The organism is Actinomycetospora rhizophila (genome assembly GCF_042657905.1).
Lineage (GTDB): Bacteria > Actinomycetota > Actinomycetes > Mycobacteriales > Pseudonocardiaceae > Actinomycetospora > Actinomycetospora rhizophila.
This window is the reverse complement of sequence record NZ_JBHSKG010000007.1, coordinates 61,521-80,763: the sequence shown is the minus strand read 5'-3', so window position 1 is coordinate 80,763 and position 19,243 is coordinate 61,521. Positions and strand designations below refer to the sequence as shown.

The following is a 19,243-nucleotide window of genomic DNA, read 5'->3' as shown; positions in this document are numbered from 1 at the left end:
GCACCAAACACTTGTCGGTCTCCGTCCGGTAACGACACGATGTCGCTCGACGATGGCCCATGTGCATCACCCTGTCGGGGGGCCGTTACACGATCGGGGACTCCATGGGACACGGACGGGCATCGGACACGCCCGCCGGACGGCACGCGGCACCGGCCGCACCCGCCGTGCCGGCGCCGCCGGCGACCGGACGGCACTCGCGCCACGCCGGCGCCGAGTCCGCGCCGGAGGCCGGCCCGCGGTCCGACCGTCGCCTGCGCGCGGTGCCCGACCTCCCCGAGGTGCGCGACGCCGAGCGCCGCCGCACCCCCCGCCTCGCCGACATCCTCGCCGCGACGCCCGCGGAGTCGGCACGGCCCGACGCCGGGCCCCGGTCCGGCGCGCGCCCCTGGCTCGACGTGCTCGACGCCCCCGACGGGGCGGCCGGCGTGCCCGCACCCCGCCGCGTCCCGGAGCCCCGCGCCCCCGGGACCCGCGGCCCGGAGTCCCGCGCACCGGGCGGGCCCGCGCGGCTCGGCGACCACCCCTCGCTCCCGAGCGTGCCGCCCGTCCCGCGCCCGCCGGCACCCGCCGGCCCCACCGGCGTCGTGACCCCGCCGGTCCAGCCCGCCACCGCCGCCACCCGCGCGACCCCCCGCCACGCCCCGGCGACCGCCGTGACGCGCACGCCGGCCGAGCACACGACCACCACCGGCACGAGCACCGGCAAGCCCGCGAAGCCCCCCGCCGCCCGCCGCTCGGACCCGTCGGAGATCGCCGCACGCGCGACGACGACGCTCATCAGCGCCTCGCCGGGCGGGCGCCGCCGGGCCGACCGCGCCGACCGTGCGGTCATCGCCCCGCCCGCACCGCCCCTCGAGAGCGCCTCGGGCCCCGCGACGCCGGTGTTCGCCGACGGCACGGGCCGCCGGGCCAAGCGCTGGCGCACCGCGGCGATCGCGGCCACGGCCGTCTGCGCGTCGTACGTCGGCGTGGTCGCCGTCGGCGCGATGGCGGGCCCGGTCGGGCCGACGGCCGCGCCGACCCTGCTGCCGTCGCCGACGCTCGCCCCGCCCGCGCCCGTCGCGCCCACCGTCGACGCCCGCAACATCGCCGAGGTCGAGCCGACCACCACCGCGCGCTCCACCCGGGCGACGACCACCAAGCGCGCCACGCCCCGCTCCACGACGGCACGCGTGCCGCGCACCACGCCGCGCCCGGTCGTGGTGGCGCCGGTGGTGCCCGCCGCGCCCCGGGTCCAGCAGCAGGCTCCGCCGGCCCAGCAGGACGACGAGGACGACCAGGGCGCGAACGGGCCCCAGACCGACGGGGCCGCGGGCAACGGCGCCACGGCGACCTGAGCCGCGCCCGGCGCCCGGCGGCCCGCCCGTCGCTGCGCGCCGTCCTGCTCGCCGCGCTGGTCGCCGTGCTCGTCACGGCACCGGTGGTCACCGGGGAGACGCCGACGCCGCAGCCCACGCTCACGGAGGTCACCGCCGGGAGCACCGCGGACGCCCCGCGGCGCCCCGGCGTCGCGGCGCCCGCGGGACCGCTGCCCGCCGTCGCGTTCGCCCCCTACGTCGACCTGACCACCCCGCCGCTGCCGGCCATGACCGACATGGCCGACGCCACCGGCCACGCCGACGTGGTGCTGGCGTTCGTCCTCGCCGGCGCCGACGGGTCGTGCGCGCCGACCTGGGGCGGCACGACGGCGCTGCGCGACCCCGCCGTCATGGCCCGCATCGCCGGGCTGAGGGCGCGCGGCGGCCGGATGACGGTCTCGTCGGGCGGTGCCCTCGGCGACTACCTCGAGAAGGCCTGCCCGGACGCCCCGTCCCTGGCGCGCGCGTACGCGACCGCGCTGGACGCCGTCGGCAGCGACCACCTCGACGTCGACGTCGAGACCGACCGCGGCCGCACGGTGTCCTCGCAGCGCATCGCCGAGGCCCTCGCCCTGCTCCAGCACCAGCGCGGGACGCGGGTCACGCTGACCGTGCAGATCGACGGCGTGTCCGAGGGGCTCAGCGAGGACGCCCGCGACCTCGTGCAGGCGGCCACCACCGCGGGGGTCGCGGCGCGGGTCAACCTCATGGTGATGAACTTCGAGTACCAGGGCGCGTGGGCCGACGCGATGATCGGCGCCGCGCGCTCGGCCGTCGGCCAGCTCGAGGCCATGTGGCCCGGGAGCGAGCCCGCCGACGTCCGCCGGCGCACCGGGATCACGTTCATGCTCGGGCGCAACGACATGGACATGACCACGACGCCCGACGACGCCCGCGCCGTCGTCGACGACGCGCGCGGCAACGGCTACGGCGGCGTCGGGTTCTGGGCGCTGGCCCGCGACAACGGCTCGTGCCCGGACACCGAGGACGAGGCCGACGACTGCAGCGGCATCGAGCAGGAGCCCTGGGCGTTCACGCGGATCGCCCAGGGCTTCACCGCTCCCGCCTGATCACCGCTCCGTGGTCAGCACCATCCGGAAGCGCGCGTCGCCCGTCATCATCCGGTCGTAGGCCTCGGGGGCCCGCTCGAGCGGCATCGTCTCGATCACCGGTCGGACGTCGGTGAGCCGCGCGAAGCGCAGGGTGTCCTCGGAGTCGATCGAGGTCCCCGACGCGTGGCCCGCGATGCTCGCGACCGGGCCGATGAGGCTCATGGCGTCGACCTGCAGCGGCGTCTCGGCGGCGCCGGCGACGAGCAGCTGCCCGCGGCGGTCGAGACCGGGGATCAGCCCGGAGATCGCCTCCCCGCTGGTGGCCGTGGCCAGCACGACCGCGCAGCCGCCCTTCTCGGCGAGCGCCCGGCCGGGGTCGACGGCCTCGCTGTCGACGTAGTCGTGCGCGCCGAGCTTGCGGGCGAGGTCCTCCTTGTCACGGCCGCGGGAGACGGCGACGACCTCGAAGCCCATCCGCGCCGCGAACTGGATGCCGAGGTGGCCCAGGCCGCCGACGCCCTGCACCGCGACCCGGTCGCCCGGACGGGCCGGGCTGGTGCGCAGCGCGTGGTAGGTCGTCACGCCCGCGCACATCAGCGGGGCGGCCTCCTCGGAGGAGAGCTCGTCGGGCACGTGGGCGAGCGCGTCGGCGGGCACCACGAGGTGGTCTGCGTAACCGCCGTCGAAGGTGACGCCGGGGATGCGCCCGTTCTCGCAGGTGATGAAGTCACCGCGGCGGCAGGGCTCGCAGTGGTGGCAGGCGCCGCCGAACCAGCCGACGCCGACGCGGTCGCCCGCATTCCAGTCGCCGAGCACGTCGGGGCCGATCTCGTCGACGCGCCCGACGACCTCGTGGCCGGGCACGATCGGGAACGGGGTCGCCGGCATGACGCCCTCCTTGGCGAACATGTCGCTGTGGCAGACCCCGCAGGCCTCCACGCGGACGCGGACCTCGCCGCGGCCGGGCGTCGGGACGTCCCGCTCGACGAGCTCGAGGTCTCCCCCGGCCCGGGCGATCTGGACGGCGCGCATGGTCGGCACGGTGCTGCTCCCTGAGGTTCGACGATCAACTACTCGCCGGTTGCGTACCCGCGCATGTCCGGGCGCACGCGGGGCATGCGCCGCCTCACCGGGGGTCGCCGCACCACCCCACCGGGTAGGGTCCGCGGGAGACCAGGAGCTGCGGCGACGGGCAGCTCGTCGTCGGGTACGCGACGTCGCGAGGGGCGGAGGTGCGGCGTTGAGCACGCTGGACGACACGGCCACGCTCCCGGATCCGGGGGACCGGCCGCTGGTCGTCCTCGTCGACGCCCCGTCGAGCGTCGAGCGCCGGCTGGTCGACCGCTGGCTCGCCGGCATCCGTCCGGGGATGCGGGGCGGCCGGGGCGTCGAGGTGCTCCCGGCCGAGGGCGAGCAGCTCGCCGGGCGCCTGACCCGCGGCGACAACCCGTTGCTCGTGCCGGTGCGCGTGGTGTGGTCGGCCGACCCGGAGCCCGACCGCACACTGCTGCGCCTCGCCGACGTCCTCACCCGCGGCTGGGCACTGCGGGCCCGCGCCCGCGCGGCGCGCCGGGGGCCCCAGCACCACCGCGTCGTCGTGGGCCGGCCCGCGACGGTCCACGAGCTCATGCGCCGCCACCGCCGTGAGCGCTCGGCCACCGACACGGCCGACTTCGTGCGGTTCGTGGCGCGCCAGGCCACGCTCGCGCTCGACCGCGCCGAGCGGGCGCTGACCGGCAACCGCTTCAAGGTCCCGCGCGAAGTCGCCGGCCAGATCGTCGGGTCGGCGCACTTCAGCCGCGAGATCCGGCGGCTGGCGGAGACCACCGGACGGCCCGAGGACGAGGTCGCCACCGAGGCCGCGGCCGACCTCGAGAGCATCGTCGCCTCCCTCGACCCCGCCGCCGTCGACCTGTTCTCCGGGGTCCTGCGCCCGATGCACGAGAAGGCCTGGACGGTGCACGCCGACACCGCGGGGCTCGAGCCGTTGCGCGAGCTGAACGCCGGGCACGCGCTGGTGTTCCTGCCCTCGCACCGCTCCTACACCGACCCGTTCGTGCTCGCCGACGTGCTGCGCAGCAACGACTTCCCGCGCAACCACGTCCTGGGCGGCGACAACCTGCGCATCCTGGGCCTCGAGGCGCTGGCCCGGCGCAGCGGCATCATCTTCATCCGCCGCAGCTTCGGCGGCGACCCGGTCTACAAGGCCGTCGTGCGCGAGTACTTCTCCTGGCTGTGCGCCAAGCGCTTCAACCTCGAGTGGTACATGGAGGGCGGGCGCACCCGCACCGGCAAGCTGCGCCCGCCGAAGTACGGGCTGCTCGCGGACGTGGCCAGCGCGGTGGAGCGCCGGCGCACCGAGGACGTCTACCTCGTCCCGGTGTCGATCATCCACGACCAGCTGCAGGAAGTGCACCAGATGGCCGCCGAGCAGACCGGCGCCCAGAAGACCCCGGAGGGCCTGCGCTGGCTCATGGGCTACGCCCGCGCGCAGCGTCGCCCCGTCGGCGGGGTGCACGTCAGCTTCGGCCAGCCGCTGTCGCTGCGCGCCGCGCTCACCGCGGCCAACGACCCCGCCCTCGACGCCCGCGCCGAGTCCGACCTCGACGCGGCCGTCGAGGACCAGCCCGCCCGCCGGCTCGCGCTGCAGAAGACCGCGTTCGAGGTGTTCGTCCGCATCAACAGGGTGACGCCGGTGACGCCGATCGCGCTCGCGGCCCTGGCGCTGCTGGGGGTGCGCGACCGCGCGCTGACGCTGTCGCAGGTGCGACGGGTCGTCGAGCCGGTCCTCGACTACGTCGACGCCCGCGGCCTGCCGCACACCGGCATCGCCTCGCTGCGCACCAACGGCGGCGTCGCCGAGGCCCTGCTGTCGCTGCGCCGCGAGAAGGTCGTCACCGCCTACACCGAGGGCTCCGAGCCGGTGTTCTCGGTCGAGAGCGGCCACCACATCGTCGCGGCCTTCTACCGGAACTCCGCGATCCACCACTTCGTCAACCGGGCGATCGTCGAGCTCGCGATCCTCGACGTCGGCGACCTGACCGGCCGCGACGCGCTCGCGCGGGGCTTCCAGGCCGCGCTCGACCTGCGTGACCTGCTGAAGTACGAGTTCTTCTTCCCCGACAAGGAGACCTTCCGCGCCGAGCTGATCGACGAGCTCACGCTCATCGACCCCGACTGGCGCTCCGACGACAACGACGTCGCCCGCACCCGCAAGCTGCTGCGCCAGAGCCGCTTCCTGTGCGCGCACCGGGTGCTGCGCTCGTTCGTCGACGCGCAGTGGGTGGTGGCCGAGCGGCTCGCGGAGCACGACCCCGACACCCCGGTCGACCAGGACCAGCTGCTGGAGCGCTGCGCCGCCGTCGGGCAGCAGCTGCTGTTGCAGGGCAAGCTGCACGGGCCGGAGTCGCTGTCGCGGGAGCTGTTCGCGTCGGCGCTGCGGCTGGCCTCCAACCGGGGGCTGCTCGCCCCGAACACCGCCCCCGCCGACGGGGGCCCCGACCTCGCGACCCGCCGCCGCGCGTTCGCCGCCGAGATCCGCGGCGTGGTGGAGCGGGTCGTGGCCATCGACGAGACCGACGCGACCAACCGACAGGAGTCCGCGGGTGTCCGACCCTGAAGGACGCGAAGCGGAGCGGAGCCGGACCATGGATGAAGCCACCGTGCAGGGCCTGATGGACGCGGTGGAGGCCGCGCCCGACGGCCCCGAGGTGGGCGCGTTCTTCGACTTCGACGGCACGGTGATCGCCGGTTACTCGGTCACCGCGTTCATGCGCCACCACGTCAGGCACCTCGACCTGCACCCCCGCACGACGCTCGAGACGCTGGCCAGCGGCTGGCAGGGCCTCCACGGCGAGGAGGACTTCCGCAAGTTCCTCGGCATCACGCTGCGGACCTGGGCGGGCCGCACGCCCGAGGAGCTCGAGAAGATCGGCAACCAGCTCTTCCGCGACGAGATCGGCCCGAGCGTCTACCCCGAGTCCTGGCGCCTGATCCGGGCGCACCTGGAGAAGGGCCACACGGTCGTGCTGGCCAGCTCGGCGACGCGCTTCCAGGTCGAGCCGGCCGCGAAGGCGCTCGGCGTCGACCACACGATCTACACCGCGGTCGAGGTCGGCGAGGACGGCACGCTCACCGGGCGCCCCGACGGCCGCTCCCCGTACGGCGAGGGCAAGGCCGCCGCAGTCAAGGAGTTCGCCGCCGCGCACGGCGTCGACCTCGACGCGAGCTTCGCCTACTCCAACGGGGGCGAGGACGTGCCGTTCCTGGCCACCGTCGCCCACCCGGCCGCGGTCAACCCGTCCGCCGGGCTGCGCCGCGCCGCCGCCGAGCGGGGCTGGCCGGCGCTGGACTTCACCGGGCGGCCGTGGACGACGCCCGTCGAGATCGCCCGCACCGCGGCGACCTTCGCGGGGATGATGGGCGGCTTCGCCACCGGCCTCGGGCTCGGGCTGCTGGGCGGCTCGCGGCGCGCCGGGCTGAACCTCGGCATCGGGCTCGGGGGCGACCTGTCGCTCATGGCCAGCGGGGTCTCGCTCGACGTGCACGGCGCCCGCCACATCTGGGAGGCCCAGCCGGCGGTCTTCCTGTTCAACCACCAGAGCCAGCTCGACGTGCTGGTGCTCGGCGGGCTGCTGCGCGGCAACTTCGCCCCGGTGGCGAAGAAGGAGCTCGCCAACGACCCGCTGTTCGGCGGGCTCATGCGCCTGCTCGAGACGGCGTTCATCGATCGCGCCGACAACGCCCAGGCTCGCAAGGCCCTCGAGCCTGCGGTGGAGCGCCTGCGCGCCGGGACCTCGATCGTCATCGCGCCCGAGGGCACCCGCTCGCCCACCCCGACGCCCGGCAAGTTCAAGAAGGGCGCGTTCCACCTGGCCATGCAGGCGGGCGTGCCGATCGTCCCGCTGGTGTTCCGCAACACCGGCGAGCTGATGAGCCGCAACGCGATGATCATCCACCCGGGTGTCGTGCAGGTGGCCGTGCTGCCGCCGATCGACGTGTCGGACTGGTCGCGCGAGGACCTCGACGAGCGCATCGAGGGCGTGCGCCAGCAGTACATCCACACGCTGGCGCACTGGCCGGGTGGCTCTGCCATGTGAGCACGATGAAGTGCTCCAGCACTTCATCGTGCTCACATGCCGTCAGGCACCGCGGAACACCGGCGCCCGCTTCTCCTCCCGCGCCCGCCGGCCCTCCTGGAGGTCCTCGCTCGCCCAGCACGCGTCGAAGCCCGCGGCGACCTCGTCGGGCACCGGCGCGTCCTCGAGCAGGCGGGCGACGGCGAGCTTGTTGTAGGCCAGCGTCAGCGGGGCGAGCGCCGCGATCTCGGTCGCCCAGGCCAGCGCGGTGTCGCGGTCGCCGACGCGGTCGACGAGCCCGGCCGCGCGGGCGGCGCCGTGGTCGAGGCGCTCGCAGGCGAGCAGCATCCGCCGGGCCGCGCCGCCGCCCGCGACGAGGGCGAGGCGGCGGATCGTCCAGGGGTCGACGGCGAGTCCGAGCGCGGCGGTCGGCAGCCCGAACACGCCGGGGGTGTCGACGACGCGCAGGTCGGCGGCGAGCGCGAGCTGGGTGCCGGCGCCGATCGCCGGGCCGTGCACCGCGGCGATCACCGGCACCGGGAGCTCCACGAGCCGGTGCAGCATGCCGTAGAGCGCGGCGAGGAAGTCGTCGTCGCCGACGGTGTCGAGGTCGGCGCCGGAGCAGAACGCGGTGCCCTCGGCGGTCAGCACGAGCGCCCGCGCCCCGTCGGCGACGGCGGCGTCGACGGCGGCGTGCAGGTCGCGGCAGTGCGCGGTGTCGAGGGCGTTGCGACGCTCGGTGCGGTCGAGACGGATCTCGTGGACCGCGGCCTCGTGGCGATGGGTGCCGATCACCCCGGGATCATCCCCGGGCGGACGTCCGCCGCGCGACCACTCCCCACAGCCCGCTGCCTGTGACGTCCGCCCCCGGGACCGTGCCGTCGGCCCGCCAGTCGGGCGCCGAGCCCCAGCCCGGCCCCACGAGGGCGAACCCGTCGAGCCACGGGGCCATGTCCTCGGGGTCGCGCAGCCGCGGCGCGTAGCTCCAGCCGCCGTGGTTCATCGTCGCCCAGGCGTGGAGGTCCGGGCGCGCCGCCGACGTCAGGTGCGAGACGGCCAGGCCGCTGCCGGGGGCGAGCGCCGCGGCGTAGGTGCGCACCGCCTCGACGGCCGCCGCGTCGTCGTGCACGTAGTGCAGGACGCCGACGGCGAGCACGCCGACCGGGCGGGCGAGGTCCAGGACGTCGCGGACCTCGGGCGCGGCGAGCACGGCGGCCGCGTCCCCGGCGTCGGCGTGCAGGACCGCCACGCCGTCCTCGCCGGCGAGCAGGCGACGCGCGTGGGCGACGGTGCGCCGGTCCCGGTCGACGTACGCGACGCGGGCACGGGGGTGCACGCGACGGGCCCGGGTGTGCACGTGGTCCACGGTGGGCAGGCCGGAGCCCAGCTCCAGGAACTGGTCGATGCCCTCGGCGCACCAGTGGTCGACGACGGCCGCGGAGAACCGCCGGTGGCCGCGGCACAGCGCGCCCATCCCCGGCAGGACCGCGTCGACCTCGACGGCGAACTCCCGGTCGACCTCGAGGTGCTCGCTGCCGCCGAGGTACATGTCGAACACGCGCGCCATGTTCGGCGGCGTCTCCTCGTCGTCCTCGCCGATCTCCTCGGCGGGATCCACATCGTTCACGGTCCCTCCCCCCGTGACCATCCTCGCCCACGACCCCTCCGCACCGCCGTTCCGGCACCCCGGAGGGCAGGATCCGGGCATGACCCCGACCTCGCCGCGCCGCTCGGACCCGGCCCCGGAGATCCCCGACGCCCTGTTCGCCGACCCCGCGGCCGAGGCGCGGTGGCGGGGCCGCTTCACCGCGGCGCGGGTGTCGGTGCCCGACTGGGCCCGCGACGCCCCGGACCGCAGCGTCTACTCGTCGAACGCCACGGGGACCTGGGAGATCTACGCCTGGGACCGCGGCAGCGACACCCACCGGCGCGTCACCGACCGCCCGCAGGGCACCCGCGGCGGCGCCGCGAGCACCGACGGCACCGCGATCTGGTGGTTCGACGACACCGACGGCGACGAGTTCGGGGTGTGGGTCTCCGAGCCCTTCGAGGGCGGCAGCGCGGCGCCGGCGATCGACGGGGCGGCGCCGGGCTATCCCGCGGGGCTCGAGCTCGGGCGGCGCACCGTCGCCGTCGGCTGGTCGACCGACGACGGGTCGACGCTCGCGGTGAGCGAGGACGGCGGGGCTGCGCGCGTCGTCTACACCCACACCGAGGACGCCGGGATCGGCGCGCTCTCACGGGACGAGACGCTGCTGGCGATCTCGCACGCCGAGCACGGCGACTCGCGCCACCCCGCGATCCGGGTGCTGCGTCTCGCCGACGGGGCGACCGTGGGCGAGCGCCACGACGGCGAAGGCAAGGGCCTCGACCCCCTCGAGTTCGCGCCGGTCGAGGGTGACCAGCGCCTGCTGGTCGCCCACGAGCGCCGCGGCCGCGACGAGCTGCTGATCTGGGACCTCGCCACCGACACCGAGACCGAGGTGGACATCGACCTGCCCGGCGACCTCACCGCCGGCTTCTACCCCGACGCCTCCGCCCTGCTCGTCGCCCACACCCGCGCGGGACGCACGACGCTGCACCGCCACGACTTCGCGACCGGCGAGCTCACCGACCTCCCCACCGCGGCCGGCTCGGTCGGCGGCGCGGACGTGCGCCCCGACGGCACCGTGGAGTACGGGTGGTCGTCGGCGGCGTACCCCTCGTCGGTCCGCGCGCTGCACCCCGACGGGACCGACACCGAGCTGCTCGCCCCGCCCGGCGACCGGCCCGCGCCGTCGGTGGCGCTCGAGGACGCCTGGGTCGACGGGCCGGCCGGGGCGGTGCACGCCCTGTGGACCCGCCCGGAGGGCACCACGGGCCCGGTCCCGACCGTCTTCATGATCCACGGCGGGCCCCAGGCGGCGGACGAGGACCGCTGGTCGCCGGTGCGCGCGGTGTGGGTCGACGCCGGCTTCGCGGTGGTGCACGTGAACTACCGCGGCTCGTCGGGCTACGGGTCGGCGTGGCGCGACGCGATCGAGGGGCGCCCCGGCACCACGGAGCTCGAGGACATCGCGGCCGTGCACGACTGGGCCGTGTCCACGGGGCTCGCCGACCCCGCCGCCTGCGTGCTCGAGGGCTGGTCGTGGGGCGGGTACCTGACGCTGCTGGGCCTGGGCCGCCAGCCCGAGCGCTGGGCGGTCGGGTGCGCGGGCGTGCCCGTCGCCGACTACCTCGCGGCGTACTCCGACGAGATGGAGCCGCTGCGCGCGTTCGACCGCTCGCTGTTCGGGGGCTCGCCGGACGAGGTGCCCGAGCGCTACCGGGAGGCGTCGCCGCTGACCTGGGTCGACGCGGTCCGCGCGCCGGTGCTCGTGCTGGCGGGCGAGAACGACCCGCGCTGCCCCATCCGCCAGATCGACAACTACCTCGACGCGCTCGCCGAGCGCGAGGTGCCGTACGCGATGGTGCGCTACGACGCGGGGCACGGCTCGCTGGTCGTCGCCGAGACCCTCGCGCACACGGTCGCCGAGATCGCCTTCGCCCGCGAGGCCCTCGGCCTGCCCGTGCCGGCCTGAGCGCGCGCCTGGATCCGAGCGAAGGGCACCTTCGCTCGGATAGGCGGGCGAGGGTCACCCTTCGCCGGAACGGTGGCGCGCGGCCCCGGACGAGCGAAGGGCCCCTTCGGTCGATCTACTCGGCCGAAGGGGCCCTTCGCTCAGATCAGGTGACCCCGCACGTGGCTCAGGCCGTCTTGGCCTGCCACATCCAGTGGGCCTCCTCGAGCTTGGCCGTGTGGGCGATGAGCAGGTCCTGGGTGACCGGGTCCGGCTCGTCGGTGGCCGCGATGCGCTCGCGCATGCGCGCGATGAGCGTCGCCAGGGTCGCGACGACGGCCTGGTTGACGTCCTCGACCTTGCGCCACCCCTCGTCGGTGGTGGGCAGGCCGCTGCTCTTGGCGACGGTCTCGGCGCGCCCGTCGGGCGAGACGCCCAGGGCGGCGGCGCGCTCGGCGACCTCGTCGGCGTAGGTGCGCGCGAGGTCGACGAGCTCGTCGAGGTGCAGGTGCGCCTCGCGGAAGTTGGTGCCGACGACGTTCCAGTGCCACTGCTTGGCGGTCAGCGACAGGTCGACGTAGTCGACGAGCGAGTCCTGGAGCACCGTGCCGACGGTCTGCTGGGCGTCGTCGGAGAGCGGGCTGGTGATGGGTGTGGTGGTGGCCATGCCGTACAGCTCCTTCGCTACCGTTGTTTGGAACGGTTCCAATCTAGGATGCCCCTCGATCGGCCCGATCACCACCACGCGGCCCGTCTCGTGGTGTGAGACGGGCCGCGTGAGGTGAGGCTGGGCTGGGCGTCAGCTCTGGCTGAGCACCTTCTCCTGCTTGCCCGTGAGCTCACGGACGCGGTCCTCGACGCGCTGGCCCATGCCCTCGTCGATCGACTTCCAGTAGTCGAACGCGCGGGCGAGCACGTCGTCGCCGACGTTCTTGGCGAGGTGGCCCGAGACGTTCTCGACGAAGCGGTCGCGCTGGGCGTCGTCCCAGACCTCGAGCATCATCGTGCGGGCCTGGACCTCGTCGGTGTCCTCGGCGTGCGGCACGTAGGCCGCGCGCTGGATCTGGCCGTCGGAGTACCAGGTCGGCGGCTGGATCGTCTCGGTGGTCTGCGCGCCGCCCTTGGTGTTGGGCGCGTAGACCGGGTCCTTGACGTTCTGCACGCGCATCGCGCCGGCGACCGTGTAGGAGTGGGCCTCGGTGCCCTGCGGCGCGTTGACCGGGATCTGCTTGTAGTTGACCCCGAGGCGGGCGCGGTGCGCGTCCGCGTAGGAGAACCCGCGGGCCAGCAGCATCTTGTCCGGCGACAGCGCCAGCCCCGGGGGCTGGTTGTTCGGCTCGAACGCGACCTGCTCGATCTCCGTGTGGTAGTCCTCCGGGTTCCGGTTCAGCGTCAGCTTCCCGACCTCCTGCAGGGGGTAGTCGCTGTGCGGCCACACCTTGGTCAGGTCGAACGGGTTGAACCGGTAGGTCTTGGCGTCCTCGAACGGCATGATCTGCACGTGGAGGGTCCAGCTCGGGAACTCCCCGCGCTCGATGGCCTCGTAGAGGTCGCGCTGGTGGTAGTCGGCGTCCTCACCGGCGAGGCGGCCCGCCTCCTCCTCGGTCAGGCACTCGACGCCCTGGTCCGACTTGAAGTGGTACTTGACCCAGAACTCCTCGCCGGCGGCGTTGATCCACATGTAGGTGTGACTCGAGTAGCCGTTCATGTGGCGCCAGTCCTTGGGGATGCCCCGGTCGCCCATGAGCCACGTGACCTGGTGCTTCGACTCCGGCGACAGCGTCCAGAAGTCCCACTGCATGTCGTGGTCGCGCAGGCCGTTGCGGGCCAGGCGCTTCTGCGACCGGATGAAGTTCTGGAACTTCATGGGGTCGCGGATGAAGAAGACCGGCGTGTTGTTGCCGACCATGTCCCAGTTGCCCTCGCGGGTCCACAGCTTCAGGGCGAAGCCGCGGGGGTCGCGCCAGGTGTCGGGGCTGCCGCGCTCGCCGGCGACGGTCGAGAACCGGATGATGCCCTCGGTGACCTCGCCGGGCTGGAACACGGCGGCCTTGGTGTAGGCGGTGACGTCCTGCGTGACCTCGAACTTCGCGAACGCGCCGCTGCCCTTGGCGTGCGGCTGGCGCTCGGGGATCCGCTCCCGGTTGAAGTTCGCCATCTGCTCGATCAGGTAGTGGTCCTGGAGGACCAGGGGCCCGTCGGTCCCGACCGTGGCGGAGAACTCGTGGCTCGGCGCCGGGATCCCGGCGTCATCGGTGGCGTAGGAGGGGTTCGTAGTGGTCACGTTCGCCTCTCAGCGTGGTGGTTGGCTCTCGTGCAGCACCGCGACGGCACCGCGGACAGCTCGACGGGAATGGGTACCCGCTCCGGCCGCGACACACGTCGGGCACGTCCCCCAGAAGACGACCTCGGCCTCGTCGACGACGAAGCCCCCGGTGTCGGAGGGGGTCAGGCACGGCCGCTGGTCGACGATGCAGTCGACGTCGGCCGTCGCGCCGCAGGACCGGCAGACCACGTGGTGGTGGTTGTCGCCGGTCCGCGTCTCGTACAGCGCCGCCGAGCCGGCCGGCTCGATCCGGCGCACCAGGCCGGCGTCCACGCACGCGGCGAGGACGTCGTAGACGGCCTGGGTGCTCACCGACCCGAGCCGGGCGCGCACCGACGACGCCACGGCCTCGGCCGTGGAGTGCGGGTACTCGCCCAGGACCCCGAGCACCGCCTGGCGCGGCGCGGTGACCCGCAGGCCGGCGGCGCGCAGGCGGGCCCGCGGGTCGGCGACGTGGTGGCGCGGATCCGGGGCCGGTCCGGCCTCGGGGACGGCCGCGGGGCTGTCCGCGTCGTCCCGGGAACCGGTCGGTGGCGTCATATCGACCCACGTTGCCACCGAGATTGGAACGGGTCAAGAAAAGCGCGGGTGGGTCACGTCAGCGCCGGACGAGCTCCTCGGCGATCTCGTAGGTGTTCAGCGCCGCGCCCTTGCGCAGGTTGTCGCCGCACACGAAGAAGTCGAGGGTGTTCGGGAAGTCCAGCGCCTGGCGGACGCGGCCCACGTACGTCGGGTCCTCGCCGACGACGTCGGCGGGCGTCGGGAAGCGCTTGGCCTCCGGCTCGTCGACCAGCACGATCGACGGCTGGGCCGCGAACACCTGGTGGGCCGTGGCCACGTCGACCTCGCTGTCGAAGGTCGCGTGGACCGACAGCGAGTGGGTGGTGACCACCGGGACGCGCACGCAGGTCGCCGACACCTTGAGGTCGGGCAGCCCGAGGATCTTGCGCGACTCGTTGCGGACCTTGAGCTCCTCGGAGGTCCAGCCGCCGTCACGGATGGAGCCGGCGAACGGCACCACGTTGAGCGCGAGCGGGGCGTTGAACGGCGACTCGGGCGGCAGACCAGCCGAGGCGATGGCCTCCGCGACGTCCCCGCGCCGGTGGCCGACGCCCTTGCCGGCGACGGCGGCGATCTCCTGCTGCAGGCGGTCGATGCCCTCCTGGCCCGCACCGGACGCCGCCTGGTAGCTCGCGACCACGAGCTCGCGCAGCCCGAACGCGCGGTGCAGGGCACCGAGGGCCGCCATCATCGACAGCGTCGTGCAGTTCGGGTTGGACACGATGCCCTTGGGGCGCTCGTGGGCCTGGTCGGCGTTGACCTCGGGCACCACCAGCGGCACCTCGGGGTCCATCCGGAAGGCGCCGGAGTTGTCGACCGCGATCGCGCCCTTGCTCACCGCGACCGGCGCCCACTGCGCGCTCACCGCGTCGGGGACGTCGAACATCGCGATGTCGACGCCGTCGAACGCCTCCGGCGAGAGCGCGACGACCTCGATGTCCTCGCCGCGCACCCGCAGGCGCTTGCCGGCGGACCGCGGCGAGGCGATGAGCCGGATCTCGCTCCACGGCACGCTCTCGCGCGCGTCGATGATGTCGATCATGACGGAGCCGACCGCACCGGTGGCTCCGACGATGGCGAGTGTGGTCATCCCTAGCGTCCTGTTCCTGCGTGCACCACGGCCTCCTCGTCGCCCCCGAGGTCGAAGGCGGAGTGGAGCGCCCGGACGGCATCGTCGAGCTGGGTGTCGCGGATCAGCGCGGAGATGCGGATCTCCGAGGTGTTCATCATCTCGATGTTCACCCCCGCGACGGCGAGGCATTCGCAGAAGGTGGCGGTGACGCCCGGGTGGCTGCGCATGCCCGCGCCGACCAGCGTCACCTTGCCGACGTGCTCGTCGTAGAGGACGTCCTCGAAGCCGACCTCGCCCTGCATCGCGCTCAGCGCCTCGACGGCCCGGGGACCGTCCTTGACCGGCAGCGTGAAGGTCACGTCGGTCTTGCCCGTCTGCAGGTGCGAGATGTTCTGCAGCACCATGTCGATGTTGACCTCGACGTCTGCGATCGCGCGGAAGATGCGCGCCGCGTACCCGGGCTGGTCGGGCACCCCGACCACGGTCACCTTCGCCTCGGACCGGTCGTGAGCGACGCCGGTGAGGACCGCCTGTTCCACGCTGAGCTCCTCGATGGACCCGACGATCGTCGTGCCGGGCTTGTCGTTGTACGACGAACGCACCCGCAGCGGCACGTTCTCGCGACGCGCGTACTCGACGGCGCGCAGGTGCAGCACCTTCGCCCCGCACGCGGCCATCTCGAGCATCTCCTCGTAGGTGATGGTCTCGAGCAGCTTCGCGTCCGGGACGATGCGCGGGTCGGCCGAGTAGACGCCGTCGACGTCGGTGTAGATCTCGCAGACGTCGGCCTTCATGGCGGCGGCCATGGCCACCGCCGTGGTGTCCGAGCCGCCGCGGCCGAGAGTCGTGATCTCCTTCGAGTCCACGCTGACGCCCTGGAACCCCGCGACGAGCGCGATGTGGTCCTCGGCGAGGGCGGCGTGGATGCGGCCGGGCGTGACGTCGACGATGCGCGCGTCGCCGTGCTTGCCGGTGGTGATCATGCCGGCCTGCGACCCGGTGAACGAGCGCGCCCGCCCGCCCTGGGCGTTGATCGCCATGGCGAGCAGGGCGTTGGAGATGCGCTCACCGGACGTCAGGAGCATGTCCAGCTCGCGGGGCGGCGGGCTGGGGTGCACGGCGAGCGCGAGGTCGGTCAGCTCGTCGGTGGTGTCGCCCATGGCGGAGGCGACGACCACGACGTCGTGCCCGTCCTTGCCGGTGCGCACGATCCGCTCGGCCACCCGGCGGATCCGCTCCGCGTCCTGGACGGACGAGCCGCCGTACTTCTGGACGACGAGTGCCACCGCGACGGACCTCCACGAACTGGTCGGTGAATCGCACCGACCCTATCCGAGGCGGGACTCGTCACGGGGTGGGAGCAACCCCACTCCGGCGGGGTGGCGTCCCTACGGCGCGAGGGCGTTGAGCAGCTTCGACACGACGATCCCGATGACGATCCACACGACGGCCGCGAGGCCGAAGTTGAGGATGATCCGCAGCGACTCGCTGGCCGGGATGAACAGGTCGCCGATGCCGAGCGTGAGGTTGTTCGCGAGATCGCTGAAGAAGATCGTGATCCCGTTGGCGGGGTTGGCGCCGGCCACGGCGAGGATCACGTGGATCACCAGGATCGCCGCGAAGAGCACGGTCAGGATGCGGATCACCGAGGCGGCAACCGTCAGGACCTTACGGGTGAGCGCGCGCAGGTCCTCTCCGGTGTGCGAACGCCGCTGTTCGGAGGTCTCCGTGCTCGCATCCTGCGCCATGCGGGTCATGATGGCACGCAAGGTGACTCGTCGGTAGCCAGGGTTGCGACCTGTGTCACGAGCGGTTCGTCGTGGCTGATCAGCGGCATGATCAGCAGGTCGGCGGGCCCTCGGACGGGCGCCCGGGGTACCGGGCCGGCGCCGCCCGGGTCTACCGTGGTCCCCGATGTCTCGCGCGCACGCAGTCCCCGGACTGCTCCTTCGCCGCCGCGGCGGGGTCTGAACAGACCGGCCCCTCGCCGCGGGTGATGCGCGCTGCCGGTCGCCATCCCTCGCAGTGCTGCAGGCAGGAGCGCGACATCCCATGAGCATCACCCCGGGCTCGCCCGTCAACGACGAGCCCATCTCCGACATCCGGTCGACCGTCGTCCACCCCGACGGCGAGATCCCCGCCGACCAGGCGACGTGGAACACCCAGCGGCCGAGCCGGATGCCGGTGCACCGCTACAAGCCGTTCGCCGACGTGGTCGAGAAGATCTCGCTGCCGGACCGCACGTGGCCGGAGAAGGTCATCGACAAGGCGCCGCTGTGGGGTGCGGTCGACCTGCGCGACGGCAACCAGGCGCTGATCGACCCGATGTCCCCGGCCCGCAAGCGCCGCATGTTCGACCTGCTCGTCCGCATGGGCTACAAGGAGATCGAGGTCGGCTTCCCCGCCGCCTCGCAGACCGACTTCGACTTCGTCCGCGAGATCATCGAGCAGGGCGCCGTCCCCGCCGACGTCCGCATCCAGGTGCTGACGCAGGCGCGCCCCGAGCTGATCACCCGCACGTTCGAGTCGCTCGAGGGCGCCCACTCCGCGGTGGTGCACCTCTACAACTCGACCTCGATCCTGCAGCGGCGCGTGGTCTTCCGCTCCGACCGCGCCGGCATCACGAAGATCGCCGTGGACGGTGCCCGCCTGGTGCGCGAGGAGTCCGAGAAGCGCCCGGACACCGACTGGCGCTTCCAGTACTCGCCGGAGTCCTACACCGGCACCGAGCTCTCCTACGCCAAGGAGATCGTCGACGCGGTCGGCGACGTCTGGGAGCCCACCCCGGAGCGCCCGATGATCGTCAACCTGCCGGCCACGGTGGAGATGGCGACGCCCAACGTCTACGCCGACTCCATCGAGTGGATGCACCGGAACCTGGCCCGGCGCGACTCGATCATCCTGTCGCTGCACCCGCACAACGACCGGGGCACCGGCGTCGCCGCCGCCGAGCTCGGCGTCCAGGCCGGCGCCGACCGCGTCGAGGGCTGCCTGTTCGGCAACGGCGAGCGCACCGGCAACGTCTGCCTGGTGACCCTCGGCATGAACCTGTTCAGCCAGGGCATCGACCCGCAGATCGACTTCTCGGACATCGACGAGGTCCGCCGCACCGTCGAGTTCTGCAACCAGCTGCCCGTCGGCGAGCGCCACCCCTGGGGCGGCGACCTGGTGTTCACCGCGTTCTCCGGCTCGCACCAGGACGCGATCAACAAGGGCCTGCAGGCGATGGCCGTCGACGCCGACGCCGCCGGGCACGCCGTCGACGACCACCCGTGGGAGGTCCCGTACCTGCCCATCGACCCGAAGGACGTCGGCCGCACGTACGAGGCCGTCATCCGCGTGAACTCGCAGTCGGGCAAGGGCGGCGTCGCCTACCTGATGAAGACCGAGCACCAGCTCGACCTGCCCCGCCGCCTGCAGATCGAGTTCTCGCGGCGCGTCCAGGAGGTCACCGACTCCGAGGGCGGCGAGGTCTCCGCCAAGGAGATGTACGACATCTTCACCGAGGAGTACCTGCAGCGCCGCGTCCCGCTCGAGCTGGTCAGCTCGCGCGTCCAGACCCACGACGACGGCAAGGCCGAGCTCAGCGCGACGCTGAAGGTCGAGGGCGACCTGCACGAGGTCACCGGCGTCGGCAACGGCCCGATCGCCGCGTTCGTCGACGCGCTCGCGTCGGTGGGCTACGACGTGCGGGTCCTCGACTACGCCGAGCACGCCATGTCCGCCGGCGACGACGCCCGCGCGGCCGCTTACGTGGAGGCCGCGGTGGGCGACGTCGAGGTCTGGGGCATCGGGATCGACGGCTCGATCCTCACGGCGTCGCTCAAGGCCGTCGTGTCGGCGGTCAACCGCGCGATGCGCTGAGCACGATCGTCGGTCTCGCCGCGTCGACCCGTGTCCCGGGGACACGGGTTCGCGGGTGCTCACGCCGGACCGGTGGCGGATCCCCTATCGGGCGGGGGACCCGCCACCGGGGGCCGCGACCACGAGGGGCGCGACCGGCTTCAGCGGGGCAGGTCGAACTCGCCGGCCTTGACGCCGGCGACGAACGCCGCCCACTCCGCGGGCGTGAACCGCAGCGCCGCGGACGACTTGGTGTCGACGACGCGCACCGCGTCGCCCTCGATCGCGACGCCGACACAGGCACCGTCCGAGCAGAAGCTGCTGGTGCGCACGGACGGGTCGGCGGACGGTGGCGAGGCGGTCACGACGCGCATCTTGGCGCGCGGCCTCCCGCGGCGCGGCAGCGACCCC

The 19,243-nt window shown here is 73.8% G+C and carries 16 protein-coding genes; 6 read left to right on the top strand and 10 right to left on the bottom strand.

What is annotated here, in order from left to right:
- Nucleotides 1-104 precede the first annotated feature (104 nt).
- Together ACFPK1_RS14935 and ACFPK1_RS14930 are read left to right on the top strand one after the other, a co-directional pair.
- Nucleotides 105-1,340: a hypothetical protein gene (locus ACFPK1_RS14935; protein ID WP_378021721.1), complete on the top strand. Its 1,236-nt coding sequence runs from the start codon at nucleotides 105-107 to the stop codon at nucleotides 1,338-1,340.
- Between the two features lie 65 nt (nucleotides 1,341-1,405).
- Entirely contained in the window at nucleotides 1,406-2,431 is a 1,026-nt protein-coding gene (locus tag ACFPK1_RS14930; protein WP_378021720.1) for a glycoside hydrolase family 18 protein, read from the top strand.
- Here the strand turns inward: ACFPK1_RS14930 and ACFPK1_RS14925 are convergent, their stop codons facing one another.
- Nucleotides 2,432-3,445: an alcohol dehydrogenase gene (locus ACFPK1_RS14925; protein ID WP_378021719.1), complete on the bottom strand. Its 1,014-nt coding sequence runs from the start codon at nucleotides 3,443-3,445 to the stop codon at nucleotides 2,432-2,434.
- 208 nt (nucleotides 3,446-3,653) lie between these two features.
- On the opposite strand from ACFPK1_RS14925, the gene ACFPK1_RS14920 reads away from it, so the two are divergent.
- A complete protein-coding gene (locus ACFPK1_RS14920) occupies nucleotides 3,654-6,032 on the top strand; it encodes a glycerol-3-phosphate 1-O-acyltransferase (protein WP_378021718.1) in 2,379 nt (792 codons plus the stop codon).
- 28 nt (nucleotides 6,033-6,060) lie between these two features.
- The gene (locus tag ACFPK1_RS14915; RefSeq protein WP_378021717.1) at nucleotides 6,061-7,512 is read left to right on the top strand and encodes an HAD-IB family hydrolase; all 1,452 of its coding nucleotides are present in this window, start codon (nucleotides 6,061-6,063) and stop codon (nucleotides 7,510-7,512) included.
- A gap of 42 nt (nucleotides 7,513-7,554) precedes the next feature.
- Here the strand turns inward: ACFPK1_RS14915 and ACFPK1_RS14910 are convergent, their stop codons facing one another.
- Together ACFPK1_RS14910 and ACFPK1_RS14905 are read right to left on the bottom strand one after the other, a co-directional pair.
- Nucleotides 7,555-8,286: an enoyl-CoA hydratase gene (locus ACFPK1_RS14910; protein WP_378021716.1), complete on the bottom strand. Its 732-nt coding sequence runs from the start codon at nucleotides 8,284-8,286 to the stop codon at nucleotides 7,555-7,557.
- Between the two features lie 7 nt (nucleotides 8,287-8,293).
- The gene (locus tag ACFPK1_RS14905) at nucleotides 8,294-9,118 is read right to left on the bottom strand and encodes an SAM-dependent methyltransferase (protein WP_378021715.1); all 825 of its coding nucleotides are present in this window, start codon (nucleotides 9,116-9,118) and stop codon (nucleotides 8,294-8,296) included.
- Between the two features lie 79 nt (nucleotides 9,119-9,197).
- Between ACFPK1_RS14905 and ACFPK1_RS14900 the strand changes: the two genes are divergently transcribed.
- Complete coding sequence (locus ACFPK1_RS14900; RefSeq protein ID WP_378021714.1) at nucleotides 9,198-11,051, top strand: S9 family peptidase; 1,854 nt, start codon at nucleotides 9,198-9,200, stop codon at nucleotides 11,049-11,051.
- 166 nt (nucleotides 11,052-11,217) lie between these two features.
- Here the strand turns inward: ACFPK1_RS14900 and ACFPK1_RS14895 are convergent, their stop codons facing one another.
- From ACFPK1_RS14895 to ACFPK1_RS14870, 6 genes are all read right to left on the bottom strand, one after another.
- Nucleotides 11,218-11,697 (bottom strand): Dps family protein, encoded by a 480-nt coding sequence (locus ACFPK1_RS14895; RefSeq protein WP_378021713.1) that lies wholly within the window; start codon nucleotides 11,695-11,697, stop codon nucleotides 11,218-11,220.
- A 132-nt stretch (nucleotides 11,698-11,829) separates the two neighbouring features.
- Nucleotides 11,830-13,314 carry a catalase gene (locus ACFPK1_RS14890; RefSeq protein ID WP_378021712.1) on the bottom strand — a complete coding sequence of 495 codons (1,485 nt, stop codon included), beginning with the start codon at nucleotides 13,312-13,314 and terminating at the stop codon, nucleotides 11,830-11,832.
- Nucleotides 13,315-13,323: 9 nt separating this feature from the next.
- Nucleotides 13,324-13,788 (bottom strand): Fur family transcriptional regulator, encoded by a 465-nt coding sequence (locus tag ACFPK1_RS14885; RefSeq protein ID WP_378021925.1) that lies wholly within the window; start codon nucleotides 13,786-13,788, stop codon nucleotides 13,324-13,326.
- Between the two features lie 166 nt (nucleotides 13,789-13,954).
- A complete protein-coding gene (locus ACFPK1_RS14880; protein ID WP_378021711.1) occupies nucleotides 13,955-15,007 on the bottom strand; it encodes an aspartate-semialdehyde dehydrogenase in 1,053 nt (350 codons plus the stop codon).
- Between the two features lie 2 nt (nucleotides 15,008-15,009).
- Nucleotides 15,010-16,275 carry an aspartate kinase gene (locus tag ACFPK1_RS14875; protein ID WP_378021710.1) on the bottom strand — a complete coding sequence of 422 codons (1,266 nt, stop codon included), beginning with the start codon at nucleotides 16,273-16,275 and terminating at the stop codon, nucleotides 15,010-15,012.
- 102 nt (nucleotides 16,276-16,377) lie between these two features.
- On the bottom strand, nucleotides 16,378-16,737 hold the full coding sequence (locus tag ACFPK1_RS14870) for a hypothetical protein (RefSeq protein ID WP_378021709.1): 360 nt from the start codon (nucleotides 16,735-16,737) through the stop codon (nucleotides 16,378-16,380).
- A 304-nt stretch (nucleotides 16,738-17,041) separates the two neighbouring features.
- Here ACFPK1_RS14870 and leuA point away from each other — a divergent pair, with 304 nt between their 5' ends.
- The gene (gene leuA, locus ACFPK1_RS14865) at nucleotides 17,042-18,853 is read left to right on the top strand and encodes a 2-isopropylmalate synthase (RefSeq protein WP_378021708.1); all 1,812 of its coding nucleotides are present in this window, start codon (nucleotides 17,042-17,044) and stop codon (nucleotides 18,851-18,853) included.
- A gap of 140 nt (nucleotides 18,854-18,993) precedes the next feature.
- On the opposite strand, the gene ACFPK1_RS14860 is transcribed toward leuA, so the two are convergent.
- The gene (locus ACFPK1_RS14860; protein ID WP_378021707.1) at nucleotides 18,994-19,197 is read right to left on the bottom strand and encodes a DUF397 domain-containing protein; all 204 of its coding nucleotides are present in this window, start codon (nucleotides 19,195-19,197) and stop codon (nucleotides 18,994-18,996) included.
- Between the last annotated feature and the right edge of the window lie 46 nt (nucleotides 19,198-19,243).

Bases quoted from the DNA above. Each gene is read 5' to 3' on its own strand.
- ACFPK1_RS14935 (WP_378021721.1), top strand. From the start codon at position 105: ATGGGACACGGACGGGCATCGGACACGCCCGCCGGACGGCACGCGGCA.
- ACFPK1_RS14925 (WP_378021719.1), bottom strand. From the start codon at position 3,445: ATGCGCGCCGTCCAGATCGCCCGGGCCGGGGGAGACCTCGAGCTCGTC.
- ACFPK1_RS14915 (WP_378021717.1), top strand. From the start codon at position 6,061: ATGGATGAAGCCACCGTGCAGGGCCTGATGGACGCGGTGGAGGCCGCG.
- ACFPK1_RS14900 (WP_378021714.1), top strand. From the start codon at position 9,198: ATGACCCCGACCTCGCCGCGCCGCTCGGACCCGGCCCCGGAGATCCCC.
- ACFPK1_RS14895 (WP_378021713.1), bottom strand. From the start codon at position 11,697: ATGGCCACCACCACACCCATCACCAGCCCGCTCTCCGACGACGCCCAG.
- ACFPK1_RS14880 (WP_378021711.1), bottom strand. From the start codon at position 15,007: ATGACCACACTCGCCATCGTCGGAGCCACCGGTGCGGTCGGCTCCGTC.
- ACFPK1_RS14870 (WP_378021709.1), bottom strand. From the start codon at position 16,737: ATGGCGCAGGATGCGAGCACGGAGACCTCCGAACAGCGGCGTTCGCAC.
- leuA (WP_378021708.1), top strand. From the start codon at position 17,042: ATGAGCATCACCCCGGGCTCGCCCGTCAACGACGAGCCCATCTCCGAC.